The 22015-nt window shown below is 53.7% G+C and carries 28 protein-coding genes; 12 read left to right on the top strand and 16 right to left on the bottom strand.

Annotated elements, in window-relative coordinates; translation table 11 throughout:
• Positions 1-245: 245 nt before the first annotated feature.
• Both ACRCWW_RS11315 and ACRCWW_RS11310 read right to left on the bottom strand, forming a co-directional pair.
• A complete protein-coding gene (locus tag ACRCWW_RS11315) occupies positions 246-977 on the bottom strand; it encodes a MerR family transcriptional regulator (RefSeq protein ID WP_438682505.1) in 732 nt (243 codons plus the stop codon).
• 211 nt (positions 978-1188) lie between these two features.
• Positions 1189-2409, bottom strand: coding sequence for a diguanylate phosphodiesterase (locus ACRCWW_RS11310; RefSeq protein WP_438682504.1), 1221 nt, complete (start codon positions 2407-2409; stop codon positions 1189-1191).
• Between the two features lie 324 nt (positions 2410-2733).
• Here ACRCWW_RS11310 and ycgZ point away from each other — a divergent pair, with 324 nt between their 5' ends.
• The 5 genes from ycgZ to ACRCWW_RS11285 all read left to right on the top strand — a co-directional run bounded on the left by ycgZ (position 2734) and on the right by ACRCWW_RS11285 (position 5252).
• Complete coding sequence (ycgZ, locus tag ACRCWW_RS11305; RefSeq protein ID WP_438682503.1) at positions 2734-2973, top strand: regulatory protein YcgZ; 240 nt, start codon at positions 2734-2736, stop codon at positions 2971-2973.
• A 5-nt stretch (positions 2974-2978) separates the two neighbouring features.
• Positions 2979-3278, top strand: a complete 300-nt coding sequence (locus ACRCWW_RS11300) for a hypothetical protein (RefSeq protein ID WP_438682502.1) — start codon at positions 2979-2981, stop codon at positions 3276-3278.
• 43 nt (positions 3279-3321) lie between these two features.
• Entirely contained in the window at positions 3322-3588 is a 267-nt protein-coding gene (locus ACRCWW_RS11295; protein ID WP_438682509.1) for a biofilm development regulator YmgB/AriR family protein, read from the top strand.
• A gap of 82 nt (positions 3589-3670) precedes the next feature.
• Positions 3671-4231: a helix-turn-helix transcriptional regulator gene (locus ACRCWW_RS11290; RefSeq protein ID WP_438682501.1), complete on the top strand. Its 561-nt coding sequence runs from the start codon at positions 3671-3673 to the stop codon at positions 4229-4231.
• A gap of 94 nt (positions 4232-4325) precedes the next feature.
• Positions 4326-5252, top strand: a complete 927-nt coding sequence (locus ACRCWW_RS11285; protein WP_438682500.1) for a LysR family transcriptional regulator — start codon at positions 4326-4328, stop codon at positions 5250-5252.
• Here the strand turns inward: ACRCWW_RS11285 and mdcH are convergent.
• The 8 genes from mdcH to mdcA form a co-directional block, all read right to left on the bottom strand.
• The gene (gene mdcH, locus ACRCWW_RS11280) at positions 5242-6144 is read right to left on the bottom strand and encodes a malonate decarboxylase subunit epsilon (RefSeq protein ID WP_438682499.1); all 903 of its coding nucleotides are present in this window, start codon (positions 6142-6144) and stop codon (positions 5242-5244) included. The two genes, ACRCWW_RS11285 and mdcH, sit on opposite strands and share 11 nt — an antisense overlap.
• Entirely contained in the window at positions 6144-6761 is a 618-nt protein-coding gene (locus ACRCWW_RS11275; protein ID WP_438682498.1) for a malonate decarboxylase holo-ACP synthase, read from the bottom strand. The genes mdcH and ACRCWW_RS11275 overlap by 1 nt, the downstream gene beginning before the upstream one ends.
• Before the next feature lies 1 nt (position 6762).
• Entirely contained in the window at positions 6763-7722 is a 960-nt protein-coding gene (locus tag ACRCWW_RS11270; protein WP_438682497.1) for an AEC family transporter, read from the bottom strand.
• A gap of 140 nt (positions 7723-7862) precedes the next feature.
• Entirely contained in the window at positions 7863-8663 is an 801-nt protein-coding gene (gene mdcE / locus ACRCWW_RS11265; RefSeq protein ID WP_438682508.1) for a biotin-independent malonate decarboxylase subunit gamma, read from the bottom strand.
• Entirely contained in the window at positions 8663-9496 is an 834-nt protein-coding gene (locus ACRCWW_RS11260; RefSeq protein WP_438682496.1) for a biotin-independent malonate decarboxylase subunit beta, read from the bottom strand. Before ACRCWW_RS11260 ends, mdcE begins: the two co-directional genes overlap by 1 nt.
• The gene (gene mdcC, locus ACRCWW_RS11255; RefSeq protein ID WP_438682495.1) at positions 9489-9788 is read right to left on the bottom strand and encodes a malonate decarboxylase acyl carrier protein; all 300 of its coding nucleotides are present in this window, start codon (positions 9786-9788) and stop codon (positions 9489-9491) included. Before mdcC ends, ACRCWW_RS11260 begins: the two co-directional genes overlap by 8 nt.
• A gap of 10 nt (positions 9789-9798) precedes the next feature.
• Positions 9799-10659: a triphosphoribosyl-dephospho-CoA synthase gene (locus ACRCWW_RS11250; RefSeq protein WP_438682494.1), complete on the bottom strand. Its 861-nt coding sequence runs from the start codon at positions 10657-10659 to the stop codon at positions 9799-9801.
• The gene (gene mdcA / locus ACRCWW_RS11245; RefSeq protein ID WP_438682493.1) at positions 10659-12314 is read right to left on the bottom strand and encodes a malonate decarboxylase subunit alpha; all 1656 of its coding nucleotides are present in this window, start codon (positions 12312-12314) and stop codon (positions 10659-10661) included. Before mdcA ends, ACRCWW_RS11250 begins: the two co-directional genes overlap by 1 nt.
• A 266-nt stretch (positions 12315-12580) precedes the next feature.
• On the opposite strand from mdcA, the gene ACRCWW_RS11240 reads away from it, so the two are divergent.
• The 3 genes from ACRCWW_RS11240 (at position 12581) to ACRCWW_RS11230 (ending at position 14077) form a co-directional block, all read left to right on the top strand.
• Positions 12581-12802: a type II toxin-antitoxin system Phd/YefM family antitoxin gene (locus tag ACRCWW_RS11240; RefSeq protein WP_438682492.1), complete on the top strand. Its 222-nt coding sequence runs from the start codon at positions 12581-12583 to the stop codon at positions 12800-12802.
• Positions 12799-13176 (top strand): type II toxin-antitoxin system death-on-curing family toxin, encoded by a 378-nt coding sequence (locus ACRCWW_RS11235; protein ID WP_438682491.1) that lies wholly within the window; start codon positions 12799-12801, stop codon positions 13174-13176. Before ACRCWW_RS11240 ends, ACRCWW_RS11235 begins: the two co-directional genes overlap by 4 nt.
• A 91-nt stretch (positions 13177-13267) precedes the next feature.
• Positions 13268-14077: a hypothetical protein gene (locus tag ACRCWW_RS11230; protein WP_438682490.1), complete on the top strand. Its 810-nt coding sequence runs from the start codon at positions 13268-13270 to the stop codon at positions 14075-14077.
• 106 nt (positions 14078-14183) lie between these two features.
• Here ACRCWW_RS11230 and ACRCWW_RS11225 read toward each other — a convergent pair whose 3' ends face one another.
• Complete coding sequence (locus ACRCWW_RS11225; RefSeq protein ID WP_438682489.1) at positions 14184-14462, bottom strand: SymE family type I addiction module toxin; 279 nt, start codon at positions 14460-14462, stop codon at positions 14184-14186.
• A 55-nt stretch (positions 14463-14517) separates the two neighbouring features.
• On the opposite strand from ACRCWW_RS11225, the gene ACRCWW_RS11220 reads away from it, so the two are divergent.
• Positions 14518-15042 carry a YagU family protein gene (locus tag ACRCWW_RS11220; protein WP_438682488.1) on the top strand — a complete coding sequence of 175 codons (525 nt, stop codon included), beginning with the start codon at positions 14518-14520 and terminating at the stop codon, positions 15040-15042.
• Positions 15043-15085: 43 nt separating this feature from the next.
• Here ACRCWW_RS11220 and nadS read toward each other — a convergent pair whose 3' ends face one another.
• The 4 genes from nadS to ACRCWW_RS11200 form a co-directional block, all read right to left on the bottom strand.
• Positions 15086-15382, bottom strand: a complete 297-nt coding sequence (gene nadS / locus ACRCWW_RS11215) for a NadS family protein (RefSeq protein WP_438682487.1) — start codon at positions 15380-15382, stop codon at positions 15086-15088.
• Positions 15383-15410: 28 nt separating this feature from the next.
• Positions 15411-15731, bottom strand: a complete 321-nt coding sequence (locus ACRCWW_RS11210) for a type II toxin-antitoxin system RelE/ParE family toxin (protein WP_438682486.1) — start codon at positions 15729-15731, stop codon at positions 15411-15413.
• A gap of 258 nt (positions 15732-15989) precedes the next feature.
• Positions 15990-16796, bottom strand: coding sequence for an alpha/beta fold hydrolase (locus ACRCWW_RS11205; protein WP_438682485.1), 807 nt, complete (start codon positions 16794-16796; stop codon positions 15990-15992).
• A gap of 18 nt (positions 16797-16814) precedes the next feature.
• Positions 16815-17846, bottom strand: coding sequence for an AI-2E family transporter (locus ACRCWW_RS11200; RefSeq protein ID WP_438682484.1), 1032 nt, complete (start codon positions 17844-17846; stop codon positions 16815-16817).
• A gap of 398 nt (positions 17847-18244) precedes the next feature.
• On the opposite strand from ACRCWW_RS11200, the gene mdtJ reads away from it, so the two are divergent.
• The 3 genes from mdtJ (at position 18245) to ACRCWW_RS11185 (ending at position 21190) form a co-directional block, all read left to right on the top strand.
• Entirely contained in the window at positions 18245-18607 is a 363-nt protein-coding gene (gene mdtJ, locus ACRCWW_RS11195; RefSeq protein ID WP_438682483.1) for a multidrug/spermidine efflux SMR transporter subunit MdtJ, read from the top strand.
• Entirely contained in the window at positions 18594-18923 is a 330-nt protein-coding gene (gene mdtI, locus ACRCWW_RS11190) for a multidrug/spermidine efflux SMR transporter subunit MdtI (RefSeq protein WP_438682482.1), read from the top strand. Before mdtJ ends, mdtI begins: the two co-directional genes overlap by 14 nt.
• Positions 18924-19027: 104 nt before the next feature.
• On the top strand, positions 19028-21190 hold the full coding sequence (locus ACRCWW_RS11185; protein ID WP_438682481.1) for a bifunctional diguanylate cyclase/phosphodiesterase: 2163 nt from the start codon (positions 19028-19030) through the stop codon (positions 21188-21190).
• Here ACRCWW_RS11185 and ACRCWW_RS11180 read toward each other — a convergent pair whose 3' ends face one another.
• Positions 21191-22015 (bottom strand): trypsin-like serine peptidase, encoded by an 825-nt coding sequence (locus ACRCWW_RS11180; RefSeq protein ID WP_438682480.1) that lies wholly within the window; start codon positions 22013-22015, stop codon positions 21191-21193.

Genomic DNA, 22015 nt, shown 5'->3' with positions numbered 1-22015 from the left:
AACAGCAAAATAAGGCTGCTAAGGATAAAGGCCAGAGGCTATCGAAACCGGGAGCGATTTAAACTGGGGGTGATGTTCCATTACGGGAAGCTGGATATGACGTTCTGAGCCTCCCACCATGATCGGGGAAGACCCTTATATATACAGTATCATCAGAAAAAAGCAGACTCGCAAGCCGCTTTTCAGTTCGTAGCAGGAACGCATTGATCGTTGAGAGAATTTACTGCCAGGGTGCCCCGACGAAATCAGGGTTGGTGAAACGTGAGGGAATAACCTTGTTCGTGCCAGTGCTGCAACAATTCTTGTTGGCGGCGTGTCGGGGTGAGGCCGGTCCAGACAAAAAGCTGCTGTCCCGGGAAGAGTTCCGGGCGCGGGCCATCCAGTGGTTCAGCCAGAACAGCAATGTGCCAGCCTTGCTGGGAAAGGCGCCAGGCTTCGAGCCACAGGCGCGTTCGGTCATCGATATCCCAACCGATCAGCAGGGCGTCTTTGCCTGCTTTTTTGCGGCTTTCTGACAAGGTGAGGGCGACATGCTCGATAAGGGCCCCATCCAGCAGGCTGCACATGATACGCGCGGTATTTTGATCGAGGCTGAGGCGTTGACGGACCGGAACGAACACGAAATCGATGAGTTCACTGGCGGCGTGCTCACGACTGAGAGCCACGATTTTGGCGCGTAGTTTGGCTGGCTGGGCAAAACGTAACACCGACATCATCTCTTCCTGGCGCGAGGTCCAGTCGTCGTAAGTCTGAACTTTGGTTTTTTCCAGCAGCGCTTTGACTTTGCCGACAGGAACGCCGCTCTGTATCCAGCGTTTAATCTCTTCGATACGCTGAATATCTTCTTCATCAAACTGGCGATGACCCCCTTCACTGCGCTGGGGTTTTAACAACCCATAGCGCCGTTGCCAGGCACGGAGGGTGACCGGGTTGATATCACACCGTTCGGCAACGTCACCAATACTGTAAAAGGCCATAGCTTCCCTCACTCTGAAACCGACACGTCCTTGCCTAAACTAACGAATCGGAAGGCGCTTGTACAATTTATAAATTATTGTACAGCGCGACAGTCAAAGCATAGCAAGAAAAACGTCAACGTTTTATTAACAAAATATAAATAGGAATGTGTGCAGGTCAGATGGGTTGAGAACCCGGTCAGACAGAGCGTCGTGACCGGGCAAGCACGGGTCAGAGCGCGGTTTTTTTCTCAGGCCAGGCTACGGCAGGAATACCGTCGAGACAAGGCTCTGCAAAGAGATGTCCCTGGAACAGGGAAATACCCGCCGATTCAAGCCACATCCACTCTTCAGGCTTCTCAACGCCGACCGCGGACACGAGGATCTCCAGCGAAAGGCAGCATTTGATAATCGCCTGAATGATCGCCTGACGCGGCCCGCTTTTGTGGACATCGCGAATAAGGTCACGGTTGATTTTAATTCTGTCGGGCTGGAACTGGGCCAGCAGCAGAAGCCCGGCGGAACCGGCACCAAAGTGATCGATCGCCACGCTTATCCCGGCCGCTTTAAGCGAACGAACCGCCTGAGTGAACGCATCGAACTGAGAGATAACCTCAGTTTCAGTAAACTCGACGATGATTTGCTCAGGGATAAGGCCATTGACTTCAATCGCTTGTAACAAGCGAGGCACGGCGTCAGGGTCGTTGACCAGCGTCATGGGCAGCAGGTTTACGGAGAGCGTCTGGTCATGCAACTGAAGCGCGGCCGCCAGTGCGAACGCCGTTTCTTTGCTTTTCAAATCAGCGTGATAAACCTCATCGCCCGAAAGCGTTTCAAAATAGGCTTTCGGTGACTCTCCAGAGGCAGTACGAAGCAGGGCTTCGACAGACATAATTTCCTGCGACAGCGGGTCGATAATGGGCTGAAAAGCAAAGCGGCAATCGGCATTCGCAGGCAGGTTTTGTGGGTCGATACAATAAGGCTTGTCAGAGGGGATGAAATCCCAGCTATCGGCGTCAGGGATCTGGTAATAATTCTCTTTTTCCGTCGCTTCGACAAAGGTGCGGAAAAACTGCAACGCGCGGTCATTGTAGGTGAGCTGGTACTTTGAGGTGCCTTTATCCAGCACGTTCTGCAAGACGTCGCTTTTGTTGTGATCGCGCAGGTCAAACAGCTCCATTCCCACGTTGCCAAACCGCCGCGAAGGCCCGTAGTCACAGAGTAATTCCACCACGTTAGTGTGGCGTTCGTCTTCACAAATGGTCTGATAGATGGCTTTGACTTCCTGGTCCGGGCCTTCAAGCAGCTGGAAGAAATGGGTGCCATTAAATAACAGGATACCGGTCACGTCGGCCTGTCTGTTTTTGATATTGGCGCTGGCCACCATACCTTCAAGTGCTTTAAACGGCACGTTCTCACGCAGATGACTTCGATAGATGATAGTTGTGAGCATGGTTTATTAACTGTCAGGAAGAAGTCTTATAACCCTATCAGATAGCGGCCATAACGTCTTCTAAACAAAACAAAAAATTAACAATAGTCTAACGAAGATGGGATGAGGCTGACCTGAGTCACTCCCTGTTGTCAAAGCGCCAGTAAATGGCTGTACAAGCCATTATCAGATAAAGTCTAATTTAAATAATTTAACCTTTTGAAAATAAACGAATAGCATTTTTTGATAAAAATTATAAATGCCATTGTACAGTTTTTATGTACAATTTTTTCAGGATTGATTAACGGCTTATTAACCTTTAACCGATACGCCCTGGAGACCACTATGCAACAGAACAGTTACCTTTCCGATCCCGCAAGTGCTATCGCCCAATACTTCAGCAAGGCCACGATGCCAACGCAGCAGGAGACATTAGGCCAGATAGTCGTCGAGATCCTGACTGACGGACGCAACCTGAATCGTAAATCGCTGTGTACAAAATTGCTGAGCCGACTGGAAAAGGCCTCCTGTAAAGAAGAGGAAAAGCACTACAACGCACTGATTGGTCTGCTGTTTGAGCGCTGAGCGTCATGAGCAGAAGCAAAAGTGATCCACTGGCAGATGCTCTGATTGGCGAAGCGGTGCTGTCGTTGCTAAAACGCAAAGCACCGGTTAGCGCAGGCACGCTGTTAGCTGAATTAGGGGCGATGGAGTCCAGAGAACTGGATGCGCAACGCCGCGCCATATTTCCCCTGATTATTGCCGATCTCCAGGCCGTGCTGGCGGAGAAAAAGCACAGAGAAACACCCACATCAGAACAAGAGCACAGGGAAAAGAGGGACATTCGCCTGAGCGAAGCTCCACAGCAAGGAAAAGACAACCTCCACTGACAACGTCAACGCATTGATAAAGGTGAAACCGATGAACACAGCCCTGATCCAACAACCTGATATTTATGCTGCATTGCCTGATAACGCACTGTCAGAGTATTTCCGTCACGCGGGTGATGCGCTGGTAGAAGAATCCATCGTCCTTGGCGCCTCTATTCGTGAGGTATTGCTGAGTGGAAAGCATATTAATAACAAGAATATTATCTTATCGCTTATTCACACCCTGGAAACGACGGACGATATTGTTCAGGCCGATGTGATTCGTAAAACGCTGGAAATTGTTGTCGGCCACACCAATGACGATATTTGACCGCGAGTCTTCACACCTGACCTCGTAATATATCGCGTAGTCGTCAGGGTCGAATATTTCCTGCATAAACGGAAGATGAACGATGAATAGCATGAAACCTGTGCAGCTTGCGCACGCGGATCTCTGGCTGTCTGACCATTATCTGCGGCTTGGGCTGGAAAGCATTTTCGCGACAATGACCTTTGATTCACCTTCATTGCGCTACGTTTTTTTCACTGAAAAGCATTATGCCGACGTGCTGGCACATCGCTACGATCTGAACCAGCATCGCCTGATCCTTTTAACGGAAGGCTATCTTTATAACTTCCTCACCGACATCCCGCTCCACCGCCTTTCCGCACGAGCAACCGTGAGTGAGATAGAAGCGTTTATCGCGGCCATTACTTATGGCAAAGGCAGGGAGAGTGTGGCGGAAAAGTGTGTGCGCTTCACGGCCAGAGAAAGACTGCTGATTGATTTAATTAAAGACGGAAAAAAGATGGCGGAAATGGGCGCATATTTTAATGTGCATACCAAAACGGTTTATCAAATCCGCCAGACGGTGATCAGGAAAATGGGGTGTTCAGGAATGATTGATTTTTTACAGACCCTGCGCAGCGATGTTTTCAGCAACTGGCTGGTGGAAAATCATCGGGTCCATTGAAGTCCTTTATTTTTACGACATGGCCTTATTTCAACGTAGAATGAATCAAAGCGGGTATAATCATTCATCTGCAAAATAAAAATGGCCACAAGGGATGAAAGACGACATCAACCAGGACATCACCTTTCGCAAACTCAGCGTGTTCATGATGTTTATGAGCAAAGGCAACATAGCCCGCACGGCGGAAGCGCTGGAGCTCAGCAGCGTCAGCGTGCACCGTGCGTTGCATACGCTGGAAGAAGGGGTCGGCTGCCCGCTGTTTATTCATAAAGGGCGGAATTTGCTGCCTTTACCTGCGGCCTGGACGCTGCTGGAGTACTGCCAGGATGTGATCAACCTGATGAGTCGTGGTCTGGAAGAGACACGCAAAGTGGCGGGGGTTGGGCGCGGGCGGTTGCGCATTGGCACGCTCTATTCACTGACGCTGGAAACGGTGCCGAAAATCATCATGGGCATGAAACTGCGTCGTCCTTCACTCGAACTGGATTTGACCATGGGCTCAAACCAGATGCTGCTGGATATGCTGGAAGACGACGCGCTGGATGCGATCCTGATTTCCACCAACGAAGGGGAATTTACCGGCTCGAAATTTGATGTGATCCCGTTATTCCACGACGATATTTTTCTGGCCGCCCCCGCCAGTGAAAAGCTGAACAGGACGCAAAATGCCGATCTGCGTGATTACGCCGATCGCAAATTCGTCTCGCTGGCAGAAGGGTTCGCAACGTATGCTGGTTTTCAGGAGGCGTTCAGCATTGCCGGGTTTGAGCCGGAAATCGTCACTCGCGTAAACGACATCTTCTCGATGATAAGCCTGGTGCAGGCTGGGGTCGGTTTTTCGCTGATCCCGGGCAGGATGAAAAAGGTGTACGAGAACGATGTACAGCTTTTGAAGCTGGCGGAGCCGTACCAGATGCGCCAGCTGATTTCGATTGTCTATTCGCACCACCGTGAGCGCGATCAGGACCTGCTGGCACTGGCGGCAGAAGGGCGCATGTACGCCCGAAGCCTCAGCGAGTAAGGCGTTTTTGCAGATGCTGCGCCACTTCAATGCTGTTACGTTCGCGGCAAATCGCTTCGCCTTGCCAGCCCGCCAGATGCGTTAAGCCCGTCAACACGCTGCCCGGCGGCATTTCGATGGCGAGGCGGGCATCGCGCTGATTAGCCGACACCATCGCATCCTGCCACTGCACCGTGCGGGCCATGTTGAAGGCCAGATCGTCAGCGATTTTCAGCGGTTCCCACAGCACGCGCCCCGTCGAGCCGCTCAGGTAAGCGAGCTTCGGGCGTGACAATGTCACCTTCTCAAAAGCCTTCGCCAGCTTTGCGGCGGGTTCATCCAGCAGCGCACAATGTGACGGCACGCTCACCGCAAGGCGAGTCGCTTTACTGGCACCAGCTTCTAACGCTTTGTGCGCGACGGCGACCATCTCCTCATCGCGCCCGGCGATCACAATCTGCGTTTCGGCATTCAGGTTGGCGATATAAGTATTGCTGCCCGCCATCAGCTTTTCGACCTGATTCAGCCTGAGCCCGACAATCGCCGTCAGGCCGTAACCGTGTGGATAAGCCTGCTCCATCAAATCACCGCGCAGCGCCACCAGATGAAGGGCATCGCGGAAATCCAGCGCCCCGGCAATTACCGCCGCAGGATAAGCGCCAATCGACAGGCCGCTGACGATATCGGGTTGAACCCCATTTTCCATCAGCTCGCGCGCCCAGGCGACACCGGCAATCAGCAGGCAAAGTTGTACCGCGCGGGTGTGTTTTAACACTTCAGCGGCGTCGAGCGTGTCGGTTTCATCGCCGAGAATGGCGCGAACATCAGCGAAAATGGCTTCGCGGTGAGGAATATTTTGCAGCATCCCGGCACGCTGAGTGCCCTGACCGGGAAAGGTGAAGAGGGTTTTCATCATGGCTCCCTGTGCCACGGCGTCTCCGTCAGACGTGGGCCGGTGGCGGTTTTCAGCAACACGCGTCCTTCGCGCAGCCACTCGTTGAGGGCGAAAGCGCCAAAGGGGGTTTCGACCTGAGTGTCGGCACGACACGGCAGTTTTTCGACCTGCGCCTGCCACTGAAACAGCTCATCGCGCGTTAACGGCTGTGGGGCGCGAATAAGCAAATCGAGATCGCTGTCCGCGTGCAGTACCGGAATTTCTGTGGCGATGGCATAACCGGTGCTGCCGGTAATGCCCCAGTGCCACGGCCAGGCAAAGGTGGTGAGTAAAATAGCAGCCTGAACCGGCTGCTGGGAAACAAACGGGGAGTGCAGCAGACGCTCGCGTTCGGCAAGCATTTCAGGCGTCATCACGCGGGAAACCGTCGCTGCCTTCACCCATCCGGCGGCGCGTTGTTCGCGCTTCATGCCGCGTACGCCAACCGGAATATCGCTCTCGTCATTCACATCGCGCCGCACCACCACCGGCAATCCGGTGTGCCACTGGCTTGCCACCCACGCCTCCTGAATGTTCAGCAGGGCATCGCGGCTTTGCAGCCACAGTAAATCGTGAGGGCGCGGTGTGAATGTCATATCAAATGCCTGAAGTTAAGGTAATAAACAGCGGTAACGACAGGATACACAGAACCGAGCTCAACAGCAGCACCGCTTCTGCATCCGGCGACTGCACGCCAAAGCGGTTACCGAACACCACGCCAAAGAAGCCAGCGGACAGGGCAATCATCAGGATAGCGGTGACAGCCACAGACCCGTGCAGACCGAACGCCAACACGATGCCCCAGGCGATGAACGGCTGGATCAGCAGTTTGGTGAGGGTGGCAATCCCAACCATCGCGTTCAGCTTCAGTTTACGCGCAGACAGAATAACCCCGGTCAGGAACAGTGCCGCAGCGGTAGCGGACAGGCCCAGCGGTTTAATTGCCGCCAGGACCAGATCTGGCATTTTGATGCCGATAGCTGACAGGATCACCCCCAGCAGCGGCCCCATCACGATAGGTTTTTTCAGGGAGCGCCACATCAGCACTGGCAGCATGGACAGGGTAGAACCACTGTTTTCACCGGCTGCACGCGCTTTTTCACGCTCAAGGATCAGCAGGCAGAACGGCGTCATCAGAACAGAGCCACAGGCGATGGAAACGGCGACAGACAGTGAAGTCGCAGAACCTTCACCCAGCACGCTACCGAGGATTGGCAGACCCAGTGCTGCGTAGTTCGGCAGAGCGACGGTCAACGTCAGGACAGCCGCATCCTGTGGTGATTTTTTAAAGACGCTGGTCGCGAGGAAGTAGATTGCCGCGTAGGTGATCCACATCGCGCCCGTCAACACCACAATCAGCGGAGACTGTGCGACGATACCGGACCATGGCGTCTGAACGGTAGCGCTGAACAGCGCCGCAGGCAGCGCAAAGTCCATCACAAAGATATTGAGCAGCGACACATTTTTGTTGTCGACCATCCCGGCTTTACCGGCCCAGAAGCCAAGCAGCATGATGATAAAAATCGGAGCAAGGGCATGAACAATTACATAAGTCATAGATCACCTGTAGAAGATAAAAAAATTACACTGACGCGATGGTTATAATTTTCTAAAAACGGTTGAGCCGTGGGCGCTATGGCTGCGCCCGACGGCGACCGCTTTCGGCAGGTCTTTTTTTACGTACTACTGACTGCTCATTACCAGGCGGCGCGCATCCTTTCGCGAACCAGGGCAGAGCTACGGCGATTTTCCGCGCCGAGACGGTTTTTCAGCGTTGGGTCAAGACGTGCATCCGAAATGGCCTTTTGAACGGTGAGTTCCACCAGTGCCAAATCAGCATCCGATGGCGCATCCGGGTTGCTGAGGTTCAGCAGGTCGGAAAGCAGGCCAAGGGTGGCGTAGTTGCTGACGTCGTAAGCCATTGGCGGGATGGTCGCCGCCAGTTTTTCCAGCGCATCGACGGTACGCAGCGTGATACGCGCGGCGGATTCTTTCCCCATCGCATGGACCAGCACGCCTTTGTCGTTGATGGCAATCAGGCGGTTAGCCTGATACCCGTGCGCCAGAAACGCCCCGGACATCGCCTTGCCGACGATCAGACCAATCACCGGATGGCCCGCCAGACGCGCTTTTGCGTAGGCACCAGCGGCACCCGCCAGCGCCTGATGAATACCGAACGCTTCTTCGCGACGGCCATAGGCCTGACTTGGCACGTCGATCACCGCCACAATCGGGCGCTTCACGTCGCTGTTGGCGTCGGCATCGATGGTTTCATTCACCACTTTCGCCAGCGTCCAGCCTTCCAGCAGACCGACTTCGCCTTTAGCCGCGCGTGGATAGTGGTTGTTGGCATCCGGCACCACGGCGATGAAACGCACGTTTTCGCCGTTGAGGCTGGCATCTGCCACCTGAACGGACGGGCAGAGGCCGCTCATGCGCGGGGCATTGGGCGCCAGTTTTTCCAGCCAGAGTGCGCCACGGCTGTTGCTCTGAGTCATCATTTCACCTCCCGGGCGAAAAGCTGTTTGATCTGCGCGGTATCGGCCTGCTGACGGGTGTCGAAATTCGTCAGACGAGACAGGAAATCAGCGTACTTATCGCTGCGATGCTGGGCCGGAACGCCTTTGGCGATGGCTTCGTTCATCGCGGTTTTCACCGCATTCACGCCGTCGCCAACCAGTGCGTCGACCAGGCCGCTTTCATAGCGGATTTCGCCACCGGTCATGCTCCAGATAAACGGACGGTCGCGGGAGTCGTACTCTTCAATCCCGGCTTCCTGCTCGATAACCTGCGGGCCGTTCAGACCCAGACGCGCTTCGCGAGTGACAATCAGATAGCTGCACAGCGCGGCGGCGATGGACATCCCGCCGAAGCAGCCAACGGTGCCGGTAATGATGCCGACAACCGGGGTGTAACGACGCAGGTCAACAATCGCCGCATGGATATCCGCAATTGCCGCCAGGCCGAGGTTGGCTTCCTGCAAACGCACGCCGCCGGTTTCAAGGCTCAGAACCGCCTGCGTTGGAATGCCGTTGCGGTTGTCTTCCGCCGCCAGTTCAAGCGCGGCGGCCATTTTTGCCCCGGACACTTCGCCCATGCTGCCACCCTGGAAGGTGCCTTCGATGGCGATAACCACTGCTGGCTGGCCGTTGATCGTGCCGCGAGCGACAACCATGCCGTCGTCGGACTGCGGTACCACACCCTGCGGTGCGAGCCATGGCGACATGATGCCTTCGAACGGATCTAACAGTTCGCGATAGCTGCCGTCGTCGAGCAGGGCATGCGCGCGCTCACGGGCCCGTAATTCAATAAAACTGCTGTCGTTACGCATGGCTCACCTCTTCAAAAACCTGTTCGATGCGAATACGGGCAACGCCCGGCGTTGCGCCGAAATCGTGGATAACCAGCTTGCCCGCGGGCAGACCGTTGGTCAGGTTCAGGCGGTCAAACAGCGCATTCCAGCGGCTGGTGCTGTTGTCCACGGACGTGGTGATATCAATGCTGAGGGTTTCCCCGCTGGCTGCGGTGAACAGCACTTCCATATCACCGGAGCCTACGACGCCTGCCAGCGCTCTGCCGTTGAAGGTACGGCTGGCAGGAAATGACAATGTAATGTGTTCCATAACATCCTCTTTAAAATGAGCAAGACGCGGGCTGGCTGACCCTGTCGAGAAACAGCGTGGCGGCGAGCAAATCGGCAGCGCCACCGGGCGAGGCGTTGAGCGCTAGCATCTGCGCATCAAGCGCGGCGAGCGCTTCGCGGCCTGCGGCAGTGGCACAACCTCCGGCATTCAGTACCGCTCGGGCACCGTTTTGCATCGCTTTCAGGCCAGGCATTCCGGCACGAGAGAGCACGCAGGTGTCGCTGAGCGAGGTCATGATTGCCATCAGCGCATCAAGACGGGCTTCACTTTCGCTGGCACCACTGGCACGGCTGCGTAAAAGCTGCGGCAGCGCCAGAGTCATCACGTGCGGAAACGCCTGCTGCGCTTCTTCACGTGCGCCCGGCACCCGATACTGATGAGTTGCTTTCAGGCCTTTGCTGAAGATTTTCGGCGCGGCGCTGTCTGGCAAACGCGCGAGCAGGGCGGCGGTTTCCGCAATCTGCTGAGCGTCAGCGTCAGAACCGTTCATCGCCACGGCGCTCACCAGCAGGCCAAGTGCCCAAATCGCACCGCGATGGGTGTTAACGCCATTGGTTGCCGCCATCATCTGCTGTTCGCCTTCGCGCCCTAATCGGCCAACGGTTTCGCGCAGGGCGATGTCGGCAGGACGCAGCCAGCTTTGCTGGGCCAGTTGCCGAAACGTGGGGGTCAGGCTGTGCGCGGAGCACTCCATCAGCGCCAAAGTGAGATCGTGATGGGCACCGTTTCCCCGGCTGTCCACCAGACCCGGCTTCGGGCTCAATCGTGCTTCGTCGATAAGGCTTTCGCGGGCGATCACCGCCAGCCGCACGGCCTGTACCTCTGCATGAGTCTGTGACAGGAGTTTCATTACCAGCTCCGGAATTTCGCAGGTGGGTTGTAAAGACCGTCTGACCACTCGACCAGGTCGGCAACGCTGCCTGCGGCAAGCAGGGAACGGGTTGCATCAGAGCGACGAATACCCATGTCCTCCGGATAAACCACTTTGCCGCTCTTACGCAGGTCGGCAACGCGTTTCGCGTCCACACCCAGACCGATATCGGTGATCCCGGCTACGGCCGCAACCATCGCGCGGCGCTCTTCCATATCCTTCGCGCGATACAGATAAGCGATACCTTCTTCGGTCAGCACGTGAGTCACGTCGTCGCCGTAAATCATGACCGGTGCCAGTGGCATGCCTGAGGATTTCGCCACTTCAACCGCATCAAGCTGTTCAACGAAGCTTGGTTTCACGCCAGCCTGGAAGGTTTCCACCATCTGCACGACGAGTTTCTTACCGCGCTGCATGGGGTCTGGCTCGGTAATCATGTTCAGCCACGCAGGCGTAGCATGACGACGACCGTGAGGATCGTGGCCCATGTTCGGTGCGCCGCCGAAACCAGACAGACGACCGCGCGTTACCGTAGAGGAGTTCGCCAGGCCATCAATTTGCAGGGTCGAACCGATAAACATGTCGACCGCGTACTGGCCTGCTAACTGGCAGAAGGCGCGGTTAGAACGCATGGAACCATCGGCACCGGTGAAGAAGATGTCCGGGCGGGCGCGGATGTACTCTTCCATCCCCAGTTCGCCGCCGAAGCAGTGCACGCTTTCCACCCAGCCGCTTTCAATCGCCGGGATAAGCGTCGGATGCGGGTTCAGGGTCCAGTGCTTACAGATTTTGCCTTTCAGGCCGAGCTGCTCGCCGTAGGTTGGCAGCAACAGTTCAATCGCGGCAGTGTTAAAGCCGATACCGTGGTTGAGCGACTGCACCTGATGCTCTGCGTAGATGCCTTTAATCGCCATCATCGCCATCAGGATGTGTTCCTGCTTGATAAGACGCGGGTCGCGGGTGAACAGCGGTTCAATAAAGAATGGCTTATCCGCCACCACCACGTAATCAATCCACGAACCTGGGATATCCACGCGCGGCAGGTCGCACTCGTCATCCACGATTTCGTTCACCTGAGCGATAACAATGCCGTCGCGGAAGGCTGCGGCTTCAACTAACGCTGGGGTATCTTCCGTACTTGGCCCGGTGTAGAGGTTGCCTTTGCGGTCAGCTTTGTAACCAGCAATCAGCGCCACGTTCGGGCAGAGATCGACATAAAGGCGAGAGTAGAGTTCGATGTAGGTGTGGATAGCACCGATTTCGAGCTGACCGTCCTGCAACAGCTGCGAAATACGCAGGCTCTGCGGGCCAGAGAAAGAGAAGTCGAGCTTGCGGGCAATGCCTTTTTCGAAGATATCGAGGTGTTCGCTACGGCCCACGCTCGGCATGATCATATGCAGATTGTTGACTTTCGCCGGGTTCACTTCTGCCAGCATGCGAGAGAGAAAATCCGCCTGCTTCTGGTTGTTACCTTCGAGCACTACGCGGTCGCCGGGGGCAATCAATTTTTCCAGCGCATCCACCAGACCGTCGGTGGGAATTACCTTGCCCTGCACCGGAAGGGAGGCAACGCGTCGGGCTTTCTCGCTACGACGTGTGTTCCAGTCCCGGGCCGGAGTTTGGCCAGCATTCATTATTAACCTCCTGATTCAGCAAATCATTTTTGCCTGGATTTATGCTGCAGTAAGTCTGCTCCGTAAGGAGTAGCGCATCAATTAAGCTGGAGTACAGATCGTTAGCCTGAGAGTAATAATTGCTAGGGTGATTATGTGATGGCGATCGAGGATGGAGTCTGGAGTGTAGACTATGGGGGGAGTATTCAGGCATTTCGAGTCGTAGATGGCAAAATGTACTCCTTAGTTGTACAATTCATGCGTACATCATCTCAGGAGAAACCACTATGGTTATGTATACCTCAAGCCAGGCTCGCGCAAATATTGCTGAAGTGCTTGATACAGCGATTGGCGGGGAGCCGGTTGAAATCACCCGGCGTGATGGCGGTGTTGCGGTAGTGATCAGCAAGGCTGAGTTTGAAGAGTATAAAAATGCCAAACTCGATGCAGAATTTGATCTCATCATGCAGCGTCACGGTAAAACGATTAAGGCGCTGACTGACCGATGAGACTGATAAGCGCCAGTGAGGTGATAGCCTTTCACGATCGCATTCTGAACGTTCTGGCAGGGGTGTCGGGTATGTCAGAACCCGGGCGTGCAGAGGCTATCATTCACCGCGTGCAGAATCGCGTGCACTATGAAGGAGTTAAAGACCTTTACGAACTGGCCGCAACGTACTGGGTAGCCATTGCACGTGGTCATATTTTTAATGATGGAAATAAACGGACGTCATTGTTTATCACGACTGTCTTTCTCGCTCGTAACGGGATCCTGATCAGGGATGAGGGTACTGAGCTTGAAGAATTGACGGTTAAGGCTGCGACAGGTGAACTGACACCCGAAGAGCTCGCAGAGCAGCTCAGGCATTTGACTGAACATTAATCCGCTGCCGCCTGTACAAAACGCCACAGGCCTGTCATCGGCGGGTGATGCATCCGGCATATGGACTAACTGAATATCTGAGGGGAGAGTGATGGGATTATTTGGTGGAAAAGTTGTTTCGCAACAAGATTATGATTCTGTTAAAGCCAGTTTATATCGCTTGCAGGAGAAATATGATGCACTGGAAGAACTGTGCAGAAAATATTCGAGAGAAATTGAAGATAAAAACGATCGAATTTCTGTAATGGAAGTAAAAGCATCCGAACTCCGTGAAGAAATTGAAGAGTTAAAAAATGATGAGGCAGGGACACCAACAGAGCCTGTTTCAATTCAGGACGTGTCAATTTTCAGTATATTGGGAGCGCTGGTTGGGAAGTTTAATCAGGAACTCTGTCTCCTCAGCGAGATTAAAAATATTAAAAGCGTGATGTCAGAATATTCAGCGGCCCTCGTTGCAAGACATGAACGGTTTGATGAAATTAAAGCTGTTCTTTTAGGCCAAAGAAGCCATGACGAAGGTAATCCCATACAGATGGGATTTGAAATAAAAGCACATTATCTTAATAAATATGAAATTGATGTATTTCTGTCCATGGTCAGAGGGGCTCATTCTGATTCTGTTAACGGCAGTTTAATGGAGGGCGGCTACCTGGATCTGGATGTTGCCGGTGGGTATAACGCTGTAACAAGCCTTACTTTTGGCATGTTTGGTGGCGAGGCAGCCCCCACCTTTTCATTTTTCACAGATGTCTACAATGAAAACTGGAAGGATGAATATACTTCTGAAGCGTATGTGAAGATACCTTATGAAATTGAAAACCTCGTTGCGAAGCTGTCCTATGAGTACAGAATGAATATCTGGCGCTCACTGGCGGAAAAAGGATTGCCGCCGCTGGGCTAAGGCCGTTTTGCACCTTGTAATGAATGATGGTTTTAGTGGACATTGTTAATTCATTATCATGCTTTATTGAAACCTTCCTGACCTTGAGACCGGGAAGGCCATAGCCCTAAGCTGTGTTAATACCCACCATACCCATACCTCCCAGACAGCCCCACGGCTCGCAGGTGTATTGCGGGGTGATGACGATGCAGCCTGGCATTACACGGATTGCGATCGGCATGCCGTCATAGAAACCAGCCTGAGGCAAGCATTCTCCCTTCAGTGGAATATCGCTGTTACGTTTTCTTTCTAAATTATGACGAACGGGGTCAGTTGGTGTTTTTCTTATAACGAATTTCGAGTTATTTAAATCTGCAAGAATGCTCTGTAAATAAGGGGATACCAAAGACGTCGATATACATCTCAAGTAAAGTCACCGCTCTGTTTTAAAGGAGTTAACAATGTCTTTATTATCCATGACGAGATCTGATGTTCGTAATTATGCCGTGGCTTTGTGGGCAGGTTTTTTGGGCGGAAATCTTTCCAGCTTTGTCAAATGGGGCACGGAAAACCCGATGCCACCCAGAACGGCTGACCGTGCAATACCTCCAGCGGAAATGCTCCAGGATGCCGGCTTCAAAGTGAATGAGATGATCTATCATTATTCAGGCCACGTGGTTAACTGGGGGGTGGCAGGCGTGCATCATCTCTTTTCGATTGTCTTTGCTATGTTTTATTGCCTGGTCGCGGAAGTGTTCCCTGCGATTAAGCTCTGGCAAGGTGCCGCCTTCGCCATTCTTGTGACCATCGGATTCCACGGGATTCTGCTACCGGTATTTCATTGGTCTCCGCCACTCTGGCAGCTTCCCTTCGATGAATTATTCTCTGAAACGCTCGGCCATATTCTCTGGATGTGGGCGATCGAAATTGTAAGGAGAGATATTCGTAATCGAATAACGAAAAAGCCCGACCCTGAATTTCAGTAGAAAAGGCATGTTTCACAGACGGGGGCGTTTTCGCCTCCGGTATTTATGCCAGCCTGAGGTCTTCCATAAATTTGGGATTTCGTTCCAGCAGGCGTAACACCTTCAGCGCGATACCGGTGGGAATTCTGCGTTTCAGTTCCCAGGATTGCACCAGCGCAGTACTGGCCCCAATCGCTTCGGCAAATTCGTGCTGCTTCATACCAAACTGAGTACGCATCAGTTTCACGTCCGGAATGGTGTGGTGATGGACGCGATCGGGATGCGGCTGCATTTCGCCTTTTTCCATGGCGACCATTTCATTCACGCCATCCAGCAACGCGTTAAATAATTTGTTTTCCATCAACTGATCCTCATTGAGAAATAAACCGCTAACTCAGCAATTCCACGGCTGCTTTGAGTTGGGCTTTTTGCCTGGCGCTCAGGTTATCCAGCCAGCTCTTGGGGTAAATAATCAGCAAGTAAATTCTGCCTTGCTGCGTTCTGGCAAAGTAGATAACCCTTACTCCGCCAGACTTGCCTGCACCGGGACGCTGCCAGCGGACCTTTTTGCAACCGCCTGTGCCCGACATCGTCTTGCCCTGATCATAATTTTCCAGCAGCCAGGCCTGGAACTCTTGCAGCTCGTCGTCCTGCATTAGCCCGTGCCTGGCCCGACTAAACGCTGTGGTTTCAATAAACAGAAAGTCCATCTTCAGCTGTTTTCCTTGTCGGTCGAAGGGATGTTATGCGTACAAAGTACGTTTTGCAATGTCCTGAACCGTACTTTGTACGTATTTTGCCGCTCAGAACATCAACCTTTCTTGCTGACTCCGGGCGGGTGCTGGCGAGTATATCGGGCAGAAAAAAGCCGTTAAGGGGCAAATCAGGGAAATGCGAGCGCGCTTCAGAGGAAGTTTTAGTGTGAGACAGCGTTGCACTAAACTGGAGGAAAAAGAGGGAGAGAGGGCTTAATTAGTCTGGTTTTTCTGCAAAAAGCGCAACACCTCAGCATTAAAATCCCCCGGGCGCTGCAATGGCGCAAAATGACTGACGCCAGGTATGATCGTTAGCGTGGCATTTGGCAGAGTGGCGGCCAGATAAGCGGCATGTTCGCGTTTGATAAATTCGTCATGCTCACCCAGAACAATCTCCACCGGCACTTCGATTTTTTGCAGGTCGTTTGACGAATAGTTTGGTTGCGTGCTCATCATTTTCGATACGGCAGTGACGAAATCGTCAAAGTTGTCTGGCGTGGCAGAGAGTGCCATGTAGTCTTGCCGATGGCGCGTAAAGCAGCGATCTATTACTGGAGTCGAGTGAAATTCTTTCGTGCCGCCCGGGTCCATGTTGCAGGCAAAGAAAAACACGCCTGCGGTACGTTCCGGGTGATGAGCGGCAAAGATGAGCGCTGTGCAGGCCCCGTCGCTCCAGCCGAGGAAACTGGCTTTTTCCAGCGCTATGTTGTCCATCACCGCCAGCACGTCGGCGGCCATTCTTTCATAAGAGTAGGGCTGTTCGTCGCGAGTGCTGCGACCGTGACCACGGCTGTCGAGTAACACTGCGCGATAACCGGCTGCAACCAGCATTGAAGCCTGATAACTCCAGTTGCCGGAGTGGCCTAATCCGCCATGCAGCAGGATAACCGCAGGGCCACTACCGCAGACGGCATACCAGATTTGCGCGCCGTCGTGCTCCAGCCAGCCTTGATCGGTGGCAGGCGGAAGCGGAGGTGTGCCGGAAGTGAAAAACTGGGTGAGGTCGAGGTCTTCTGTCATGATCAATAAGCTTAGATGCTATTTACTCAAATCACTCAACAGCACCGCAATACTTTGCCCGCCTTGCGTATGTTCCAGGCCAATTTTCACGATAATGGTCAGCGGCACGGAAAGCAGCATGCCGACCGGGCCGAGCAGCCAGCCCCAGAAAATCAACGACAGGAACACGACCAGTGTGGAAAGCCCCAAACCACGCCCCATGATCCGTGGTTCAAGGATATTGCCGAACACCATGTTGATGGCCAGATAGCCTGCCAGCACCACTAAGGCATCGTAGAAACCGCCGAACACCAGCACCTGCAAAATCGGTGGAATGGCGGCCAGTACCGACCCGATATTGGGAATGTAGTTGAGGGCGAACGCCAGTAAGCCCCAGATAAACGCAAAACGCACGTCCAGCGCGGCTAACATGCCCCAGGCGACCAGTCCGGTGACAACGCTGATTGCCGTTTTCAGCACCAGATAGTGACTGACGCTGTCGAGGGCTTTCTGGATGGCTGCCATACCTTCAGCCGGGCGGGTCATCATTTGCTGCAGTTTGGCCGGAAGCTGCGGCACTTCAAAGAGCATAAAGACCACCGTCAGCAGTAGCAGGAAGATTGAAGACATCGCATTCGTGAGCTGTGTCAGCAGGCTGGTGACGAACGTCATTGCCGCATTCGGGTCGATGTATTTCACCAGCTCATCGACGGAAACGGTGATCCCCAGGCGTTGCAGCCACGGTTCAAGGTTTTGCAGCGGCACCACAAGCGAAGAACGGTATTGCGGCAGGGTGCGTGCCAGTTCGTTCAGCGAGGTGCCGAGCGAAGCGAGCAGCAATACAGCGACAAAAATGATAAAGCTTATCAGCAGGGTGATCGCCAGCACGCGCGGCACTCGCCAGCGTTCCAGCCGACGAACCACCGGGTTGAGCACCACGGCAATGAACAGTGCGAGAATAAACGGCACGATGATGTCAGCCGCAAACCGAATGCCGGTGAGGATGATCACCAGCATCCCGAGCATAATGACTATCTTTAATCCATTAAGCGTAATAATAGGCTTAGCCATACCTGTCCTTATAAAAATCGTTGCCGAAGAGCATAATGTGAATCATCGCAGAATAAACGTACTGACTTTAAACAACTTCCGTAAAGAAATGAAAAGACTTTGAGTTTAGTGTAGCGCTATGCCAGAATTATGGCGTGTTTAACCACTGAGGACAATTTCCATCCGCAAGGACGAGAAGCAATACCGCGGATAATTGTAATTTTATGGACATCATGTTCAATATTCGTACTACCACGCAATCTTCTGTTTTTCCTTCCTTTTCTCTGCTATCTGGCGAGCAGCACTGGCGTTCTGCGCTTTAGTCTTTTCCTTCGTTTGAGCTAAATCTTAATCATTTTTTACGGTTTGCACACGGTTGCAAGCTGCTACGGATTATATTCTCAGGCAGGAGAAGAACCATGTTTTACTGGATTTTATTAGCCCTGGCGATCGTCGCGGAAATTACGGGTACGTTATCAATGAAATGGGCGAGCGTTAGCGATGGCCATGCTGGCTATATTTTAATGCTCGCCATGATTTCACTCTCTTATATATTCCTTTCTTTCGCGGTGAAGAAAATCGCGCTGGGCGTGGCGTATGCGCTGTGGGAAGGCGTCGGTATTTTGTTGATCACCTTATTCAGCGTGACGCTGTTTGATGAAAGCCTGACGCTGATGAAAGGCGCGGGGCTTGCCACACTGGTTGCGGGCATTGTGCTGATCAAGTCCGGCACCCGCAAAGCGAAAAGTAAAAGCGGCGAGGTGAGCCATGCAGCAGTTTGAGTGGGTTCACGCCGCCTGGCTTGCAGGCTCGATTGTGCTGGAAATTATCGCCAATATTTTCCTGAAATTTTCGGATGGTTTTCGTCGCAAAACCTGGGGCATCTTATCCCTGGTGGCCGTGTTAGCCGCGTTCAGTGCTCTGTCTCAGGCGGTGAAAGGTATCGATCTTTCGGTGGCGTACGCTATCTGGGGTGGGTTTGGCGTCGCGGCGACGCTGGCGGCGGGCTGGATCTTGTTTGGGCAACGCCTCAATCACAAAGGTTGGATCGGTTTAGCCTTGCTATTAGCCGGTATGGTGATGATTAAACTTTCATGATGTGACGCTGCCCGCGTTTGTGGGCAGCGAAAAATGCTGGCTGTATTACGCTATCTAAACAGGGTGCATTTCCCCAGTGCCAACCACGTGCATGAGGGTCGCGAATGTTTAATCCATCTCGCTGGCGTAATATCGCCACAGCCAGAACGCTGTTTGTGATGCTTTTTATGGCGGGCATCGGGCTTATCATCTCTATTGTCTCTCTGCTTTATCTTTCCCAGCACCTGATCAGCAGCAAAACCAACGCCATCGATGCCCATCGTTCGGCGCTTTCCGTGGATGGCGCCATCCAGACTTCGGTGAATCGCGTGCTGTCGCTGGTGGTGGATAACGCCATCTGGGACGACGCCGTGCATAAAGTGTATCCGCCTGAACTCGATACCCGCTGGCTGTACGACACCTGGGGGGCGGGCTTCAAAATCAATAATCTTTACGACGGCACGTTCGTGCTGGATCAAAACTATCAGGTCTTGTGGGGCTCGTTTCACAGCCAGCCGTTTAATGAACGCACTCTCGATTTTTTTGGCGAAGGCTTGCAGGCGCTGATTGATAAACATAAAGCGGAGTTGGCGAGCGGGAAAAATATCTTCGCCGGGATCACCGAAACCCGTGAAGGTACGGCTTTTGTCGGGGTGGGGTTGATTCGCCCGATGACCGGACGTTTGCAGATCTATGATGCCACGCGGCGCTATCTGGTGATCACCCGGCATATCAACCCGGGCATTCTCAAAGATTTGGGCAATACCTTCCAGATTGCCAATCTCAACCTCACCAAAGAGAAAATCAGCGAATACAGCGTGCCGCTGAAAAGCTCGGGCGGAAAAGTGCTGGGCTACCTTAACTGGCAGCCGCGTCTTCCCGGCGCGGAAGCGGCGATGGCGGCTTCGCCGGAAATTCGCAAAATCGTTGCGCTGGCGGTAGGGCTGATCATGCTTTTCATACTGCTGAGCAGCCTTGGTTTGTACAAACTGGCACGCGGGGAAAAACAGGCGCGGGAAATTGCGCTGACCGACTGGCTGAGCCATTTGCCGAATCGTCGGGCACTGATCGAACATCTGGAAAATGTCAGCCATCACGATGGCGCTGCGTTGAAAACCGTGGTGTTTATCGATCTGGATGGATTCAAGGATATCAACGATATCTACGGGCACGACGTGGGCGACACGCTCATCGTGCATATTGCGCACACGCTTCAGGTGCAGGTGCCGCAGGGCGGAATGCTTGCAAGGCTTGGCGGCGATGAGTTTGCGATGACCGTGAGCGGTAGCGATTCCGGGCAGAAAGCCGCAGCCTTTGCGGGCAGCGTGCTGGATTACCTGAATGCACCGATTCGCCTGGGGGAACGCACGATCCACATCAGCGCCAGCATCGGGATTGCCAGCGGTTCGCTGGAGAGCAGTTCCAGTTCTGAACTGTTCCGTCGGGCGGATATCGCCATGTATCACTCCAAAATCACCGGCAAAGGCCGCATTACGCATTACGACGCGGAGCTGAACAGCGCGCGCGAGTACCAGCTCAGTATCGAAAATGACATCCGTGATGGGCTGGAGAATGACGAGTTTGAGGTCTGGTATCAGCCGATTGTCAATGCTCGCTCGCAGGTCATGACGGGCGTCGAAGCGCTGGTTCGCTGGCCGCGCAGACCAAAAGGCGAACTGAAACCAGACGCCTTTATCGCCATCGCCGAGACCAGCGGGCTGATTTATTCCCTCGGGCAGTTTGTGCTACGTCGCGCGTGTTCAGATTTGCAGGCGCTGGACGATCTTAAGCTGTCGGTCAACATTTCCCCGGCGCAGTTTCGGGACCCGGAATTTGAAAACAAAGTGGCGTGTGTGCTGGATTCATGCCGCTTCCCACCACACCGCTTGCAGTTAGAAGTGACAGAAACCTATGTGCTGGAAAACCCGGAGCGCGCACGTTCAGCGATTTCAAACCTTAAACTGCTGGGCACGGCGGTGGCGCTGGATGATTTCGGCACCGGCTATTCGAGCATCGGCTATCTGCGGCGTTTTAATTTCGACACCATCAAAATTGATAAATCTCTGGCGGGGCTGGTGGATAACGACGATCAGGCCGCCGCGCTGGTTGGCGGTACGATTCGAATTGCCAGTGCCCTGGGCATGACGGTGATTGCGGAAGGGGTGGAAAATGAGAAGCAGATGAAGTTATTGCGACTTGCCGGGTGCGATCAGCTGCAAGGCTTTTGGTTTAGCGAGCCAATGCCAATCGCGTCGCTGCTGCAGTTACGTCAGCAGCGACAGTGCTAATTACTGATTAGCCAGTGCTTCGAGCTTGTCACGAAAACCAGTGACGGAGATAGCACGGTTGTCGGCACGATAGCGATCTTTGGCGGCGGGCGCGGAGCTCTGTACCCCAATCAGTTCCCAACCGCTGTCTGTTTTAATCATTAGCGGTGAACCGCTGTCGCCAGGCAGCGTGTCGCACTGGTGCGATAAGACGGTGGTTTGCGCCCAGCCGGTGACCAGACAATCATTGTGCGTATACAGCGAATCGAGGTGATCGAGCGGGTAACCCGACTGCGTCACTTTGCGATCCGTGGTTTTCAGCGCGGCGGTCAGGGCGTCTTTATCACCTTCGAACAGCGGCAGCGGTGTGATGCCGGAAGGCGGATAGCGCAAGACAATCAGGCCAAAATCCCACGGGGCAGCAGAAGGGGGCACGATCCAGCCATCGCCATCGGGTTTCAGACGTTTCCCGAGCGAAGGTTCAACGCGGCCTTCAATGCCATGAATTTCATAACGCCAGACGCCCTTTTGCGAAATAAAACGCAAGGCGACGGCTTTGTCTGGTTTGCCGCGCGGAGGCGTCAACAGGCAGTGTCCGGCGGTGAGCGCCAGATGGGGTGAAATCAGGGTTGCCGTGCAGAGATTTCCGCTGGCTGTTTCCAGTTGACCGATAGCATCCCACGGCGATTCCGCAGGATTGGTGACCCGGACGCGGTCGTCATGACCAAAAAATAGCGTCTTCAGATCTTTGGCACTCATGCCTGTGTCGTCGCTGTCATCGTCAGCATGAGTCAAAGGAGAAAAAAGGCAAACGGCTCCCAGTAAAACCACTATGGATCTGCGCAT

This window comes from Scandinavium sp., assembly GCF_051650185.1.
Lineage (GTDB): Bacteria > Pseudomonadota > Gammaproteobacteria > Enterobacterales > Enterobacteriaceae > Scandinavium.
The sequence above is the reverse complement of the archived record's forward strand: the minus strand, read 5'-3'. Positions and strand labels throughout refer to the sequence as shown.

What these genes read in the sequence shown, in the direction of transcription:
- ACRCWW_RS11315 (WP_438682505.1), bottom strand. Translation starts at nt 977, where the DNA reads ATGGCCTTTTACAGTATTGGTGACGTTGCCGAACGGTGTGATATCAAC.
- ACRCWW_RS11310 (WP_438682504.1), bottom strand. Translation starts at nt 2,409, where the DNA reads ATGCTCACAACTATCATCTATCGAAGTCATCTGCGTGAGAACGTGCCG.
- ycgZ (WP_438682503.1), top strand. Translation starts at nt 2,734, where the DNA reads ATGCAACAGAACAGTTACCTTTCCGATCCCGCAAGTGCTATCGCCCAA.
- ACRCWW_RS11300 (WP_438682502.1), top strand. Translation starts at nt 2,979, where the DNA reads ATGAGCAGAAGCAAAAGTGATCCACTGGCAGATGCTCTGATTGGCGAA.
- ACRCWW_RS11290 (WP_438682501.1), top strand. Translation starts at nt 3,671, where the DNA reads ATGAATAGCATGAAACCTGTGCAGCTTGCGCACGCGGATCTCTGGCTG.
- ACRCWW_RS11285 (WP_438682500.1), top strand. Translation starts at nt 4,326, where the DNA reads ATGAAAGACGACATCAACCAGGACATCACCTTTCGCAAACTCAGCGTG.
- mdcH (WP_438682499.1), bottom strand. Translation starts at nt 6,144, where the DNA reads ATGAAAACCCTCTTCACCTTTCCCGGTCAGGGCACTCAGCGTGCCGGG.
- ACRCWW_RS11275 (WP_438682498.1), bottom strand. Translation starts at nt 6,761, where the DNA reads ATGACATTCACACCGCGCCCTCACGATTTACTGTGGCTGCAAAGCCGC.
- ACRCWW_RS11270 (WP_438682497.1), bottom strand. Translation starts at nt 7,722, where the DNA reads ATGACTTATGTAATTGTTCATGCCCTTGCTCCGATTTTTATCATCATG.
- mdcE (WP_438682508.1), bottom strand. Translation starts at nt 8,663, where the DNA reads ATGACTCAGAGCAACAGCCGTGGCGCACTCTGGCTGGAAAAACTGGCG.
- ACRCWW_RS11260 (WP_438682496.1), bottom strand. Translation starts at nt 9,496, where the DNA reads ATGCGTAACGACAGCAGTTTTATTGAATTACGGGCCCGTGAGCGCGCG.
- mdcC (WP_438682495.1), bottom strand. Translation starts at nt 9,788, where the DNA reads ATGGAACACATTACATTGTCATTTCCTGCCAGCCGTACCTTCAACGGC.
- ACRCWW_RS11250 (WP_438682494.1), bottom strand. Translation starts at nt 10,659, where the DNA reads ATGAAACTCCTGTCACAGACTCATGCAGAGGTACAGGCCGTGCGGCTG.
- mdcA (WP_438682493.1), bottom strand. Translation starts at nt 12,314, where the DNA reads ATGAATGCTGGCCAAACTCCGGCCCGGGACTGGAACACACGTCGTAGC.
- ACRCWW_RS11240 (WP_438682492.1), top strand. Translation starts at nt 12,581, where the DNA reads ATGGTTATGTATACCTCAAGCCAGGCTCGCGCAAATATTGCTGAAGTG.
- ACRCWW_RS11235 (WP_438682491.1), top strand. Translation starts at nt 12,799, where the DNA reads ATGAGACTGATAAGCGCCAGTGAGGTGATAGCCTTTCACGATCGCATT.
- ACRCWW_RS11230 (WP_438682490.1), top strand. Translation starts at nt 13,268, where the DNA reads ATGGGATTATTTGGTGGAAAAGTTGTTTCGCAACAAGATTATGATTCT.
- ACRCWW_RS11220 (WP_438682488.1), top strand. Translation starts at nt 14,518, where the DNA reads ATGTCTTTATTATCCATGACGAGATCTGATGTTCGTAATTATGCCGTG.
- nadS (WP_438682487.1), bottom strand. Translation starts at nt 15,382, where the DNA reads ATGGAAAACAAATTATTTAACGCGTTGCTGGATGGCGTGAATGAAATG.
- ACRCWW_RS11210 (WP_438682486.1), bottom strand. Translation starts at nt 15,731, where the DNA reads ATGGACTTTCTGTTTATTGAAACCACAGCGTTTAGTCGGGCCAGGCAC.
- ACRCWW_RS11205 (WP_438682485.1), bottom strand. Translation starts at nt 16,796, where the DNA reads ATGACAGAAGACCTCGACCTCACCCAGTTTTTCACTTCCGGCACACCT.
- ACRCWW_RS11200 (WP_438682484.1), bottom strand. Translation starts at nt 17,846, where the DNA reads ATGGCTAAGCCTATTATTACGCTTAATGGATTAAAGATAGTCATTATG.
- mdtJ (WP_438682483.1), top strand. Translation starts at nt 18,245, where the DNA reads ATGTTTTACTGGATTTTATTAGCCCTGGCGATCGTCGCGGAAATTACG.
- mdtI (WP_438682482.1), top strand. Translation starts at nt 18,594, where the DNA reads ATGCAGCAGTTTGAGTGGGTTCACGCCGCCTGGCTTGCAGGCTCGATT.
- ACRCWW_RS11185 (WP_438682481.1), top strand. Translation starts at nt 19,028, where the DNA reads ATGTTTAATCCATCTCGCTGGCGTAATATCGCCACAGCCAGAACGCTG.
- ACRCWW_RS11180 (WP_438682480.1), bottom strand. Translation starts at nt 22,015, where the DNA reads ATGCGCAGATCCATAGTGGTTTTACTGGGAGCCGTTTGCCTTTTTTCT.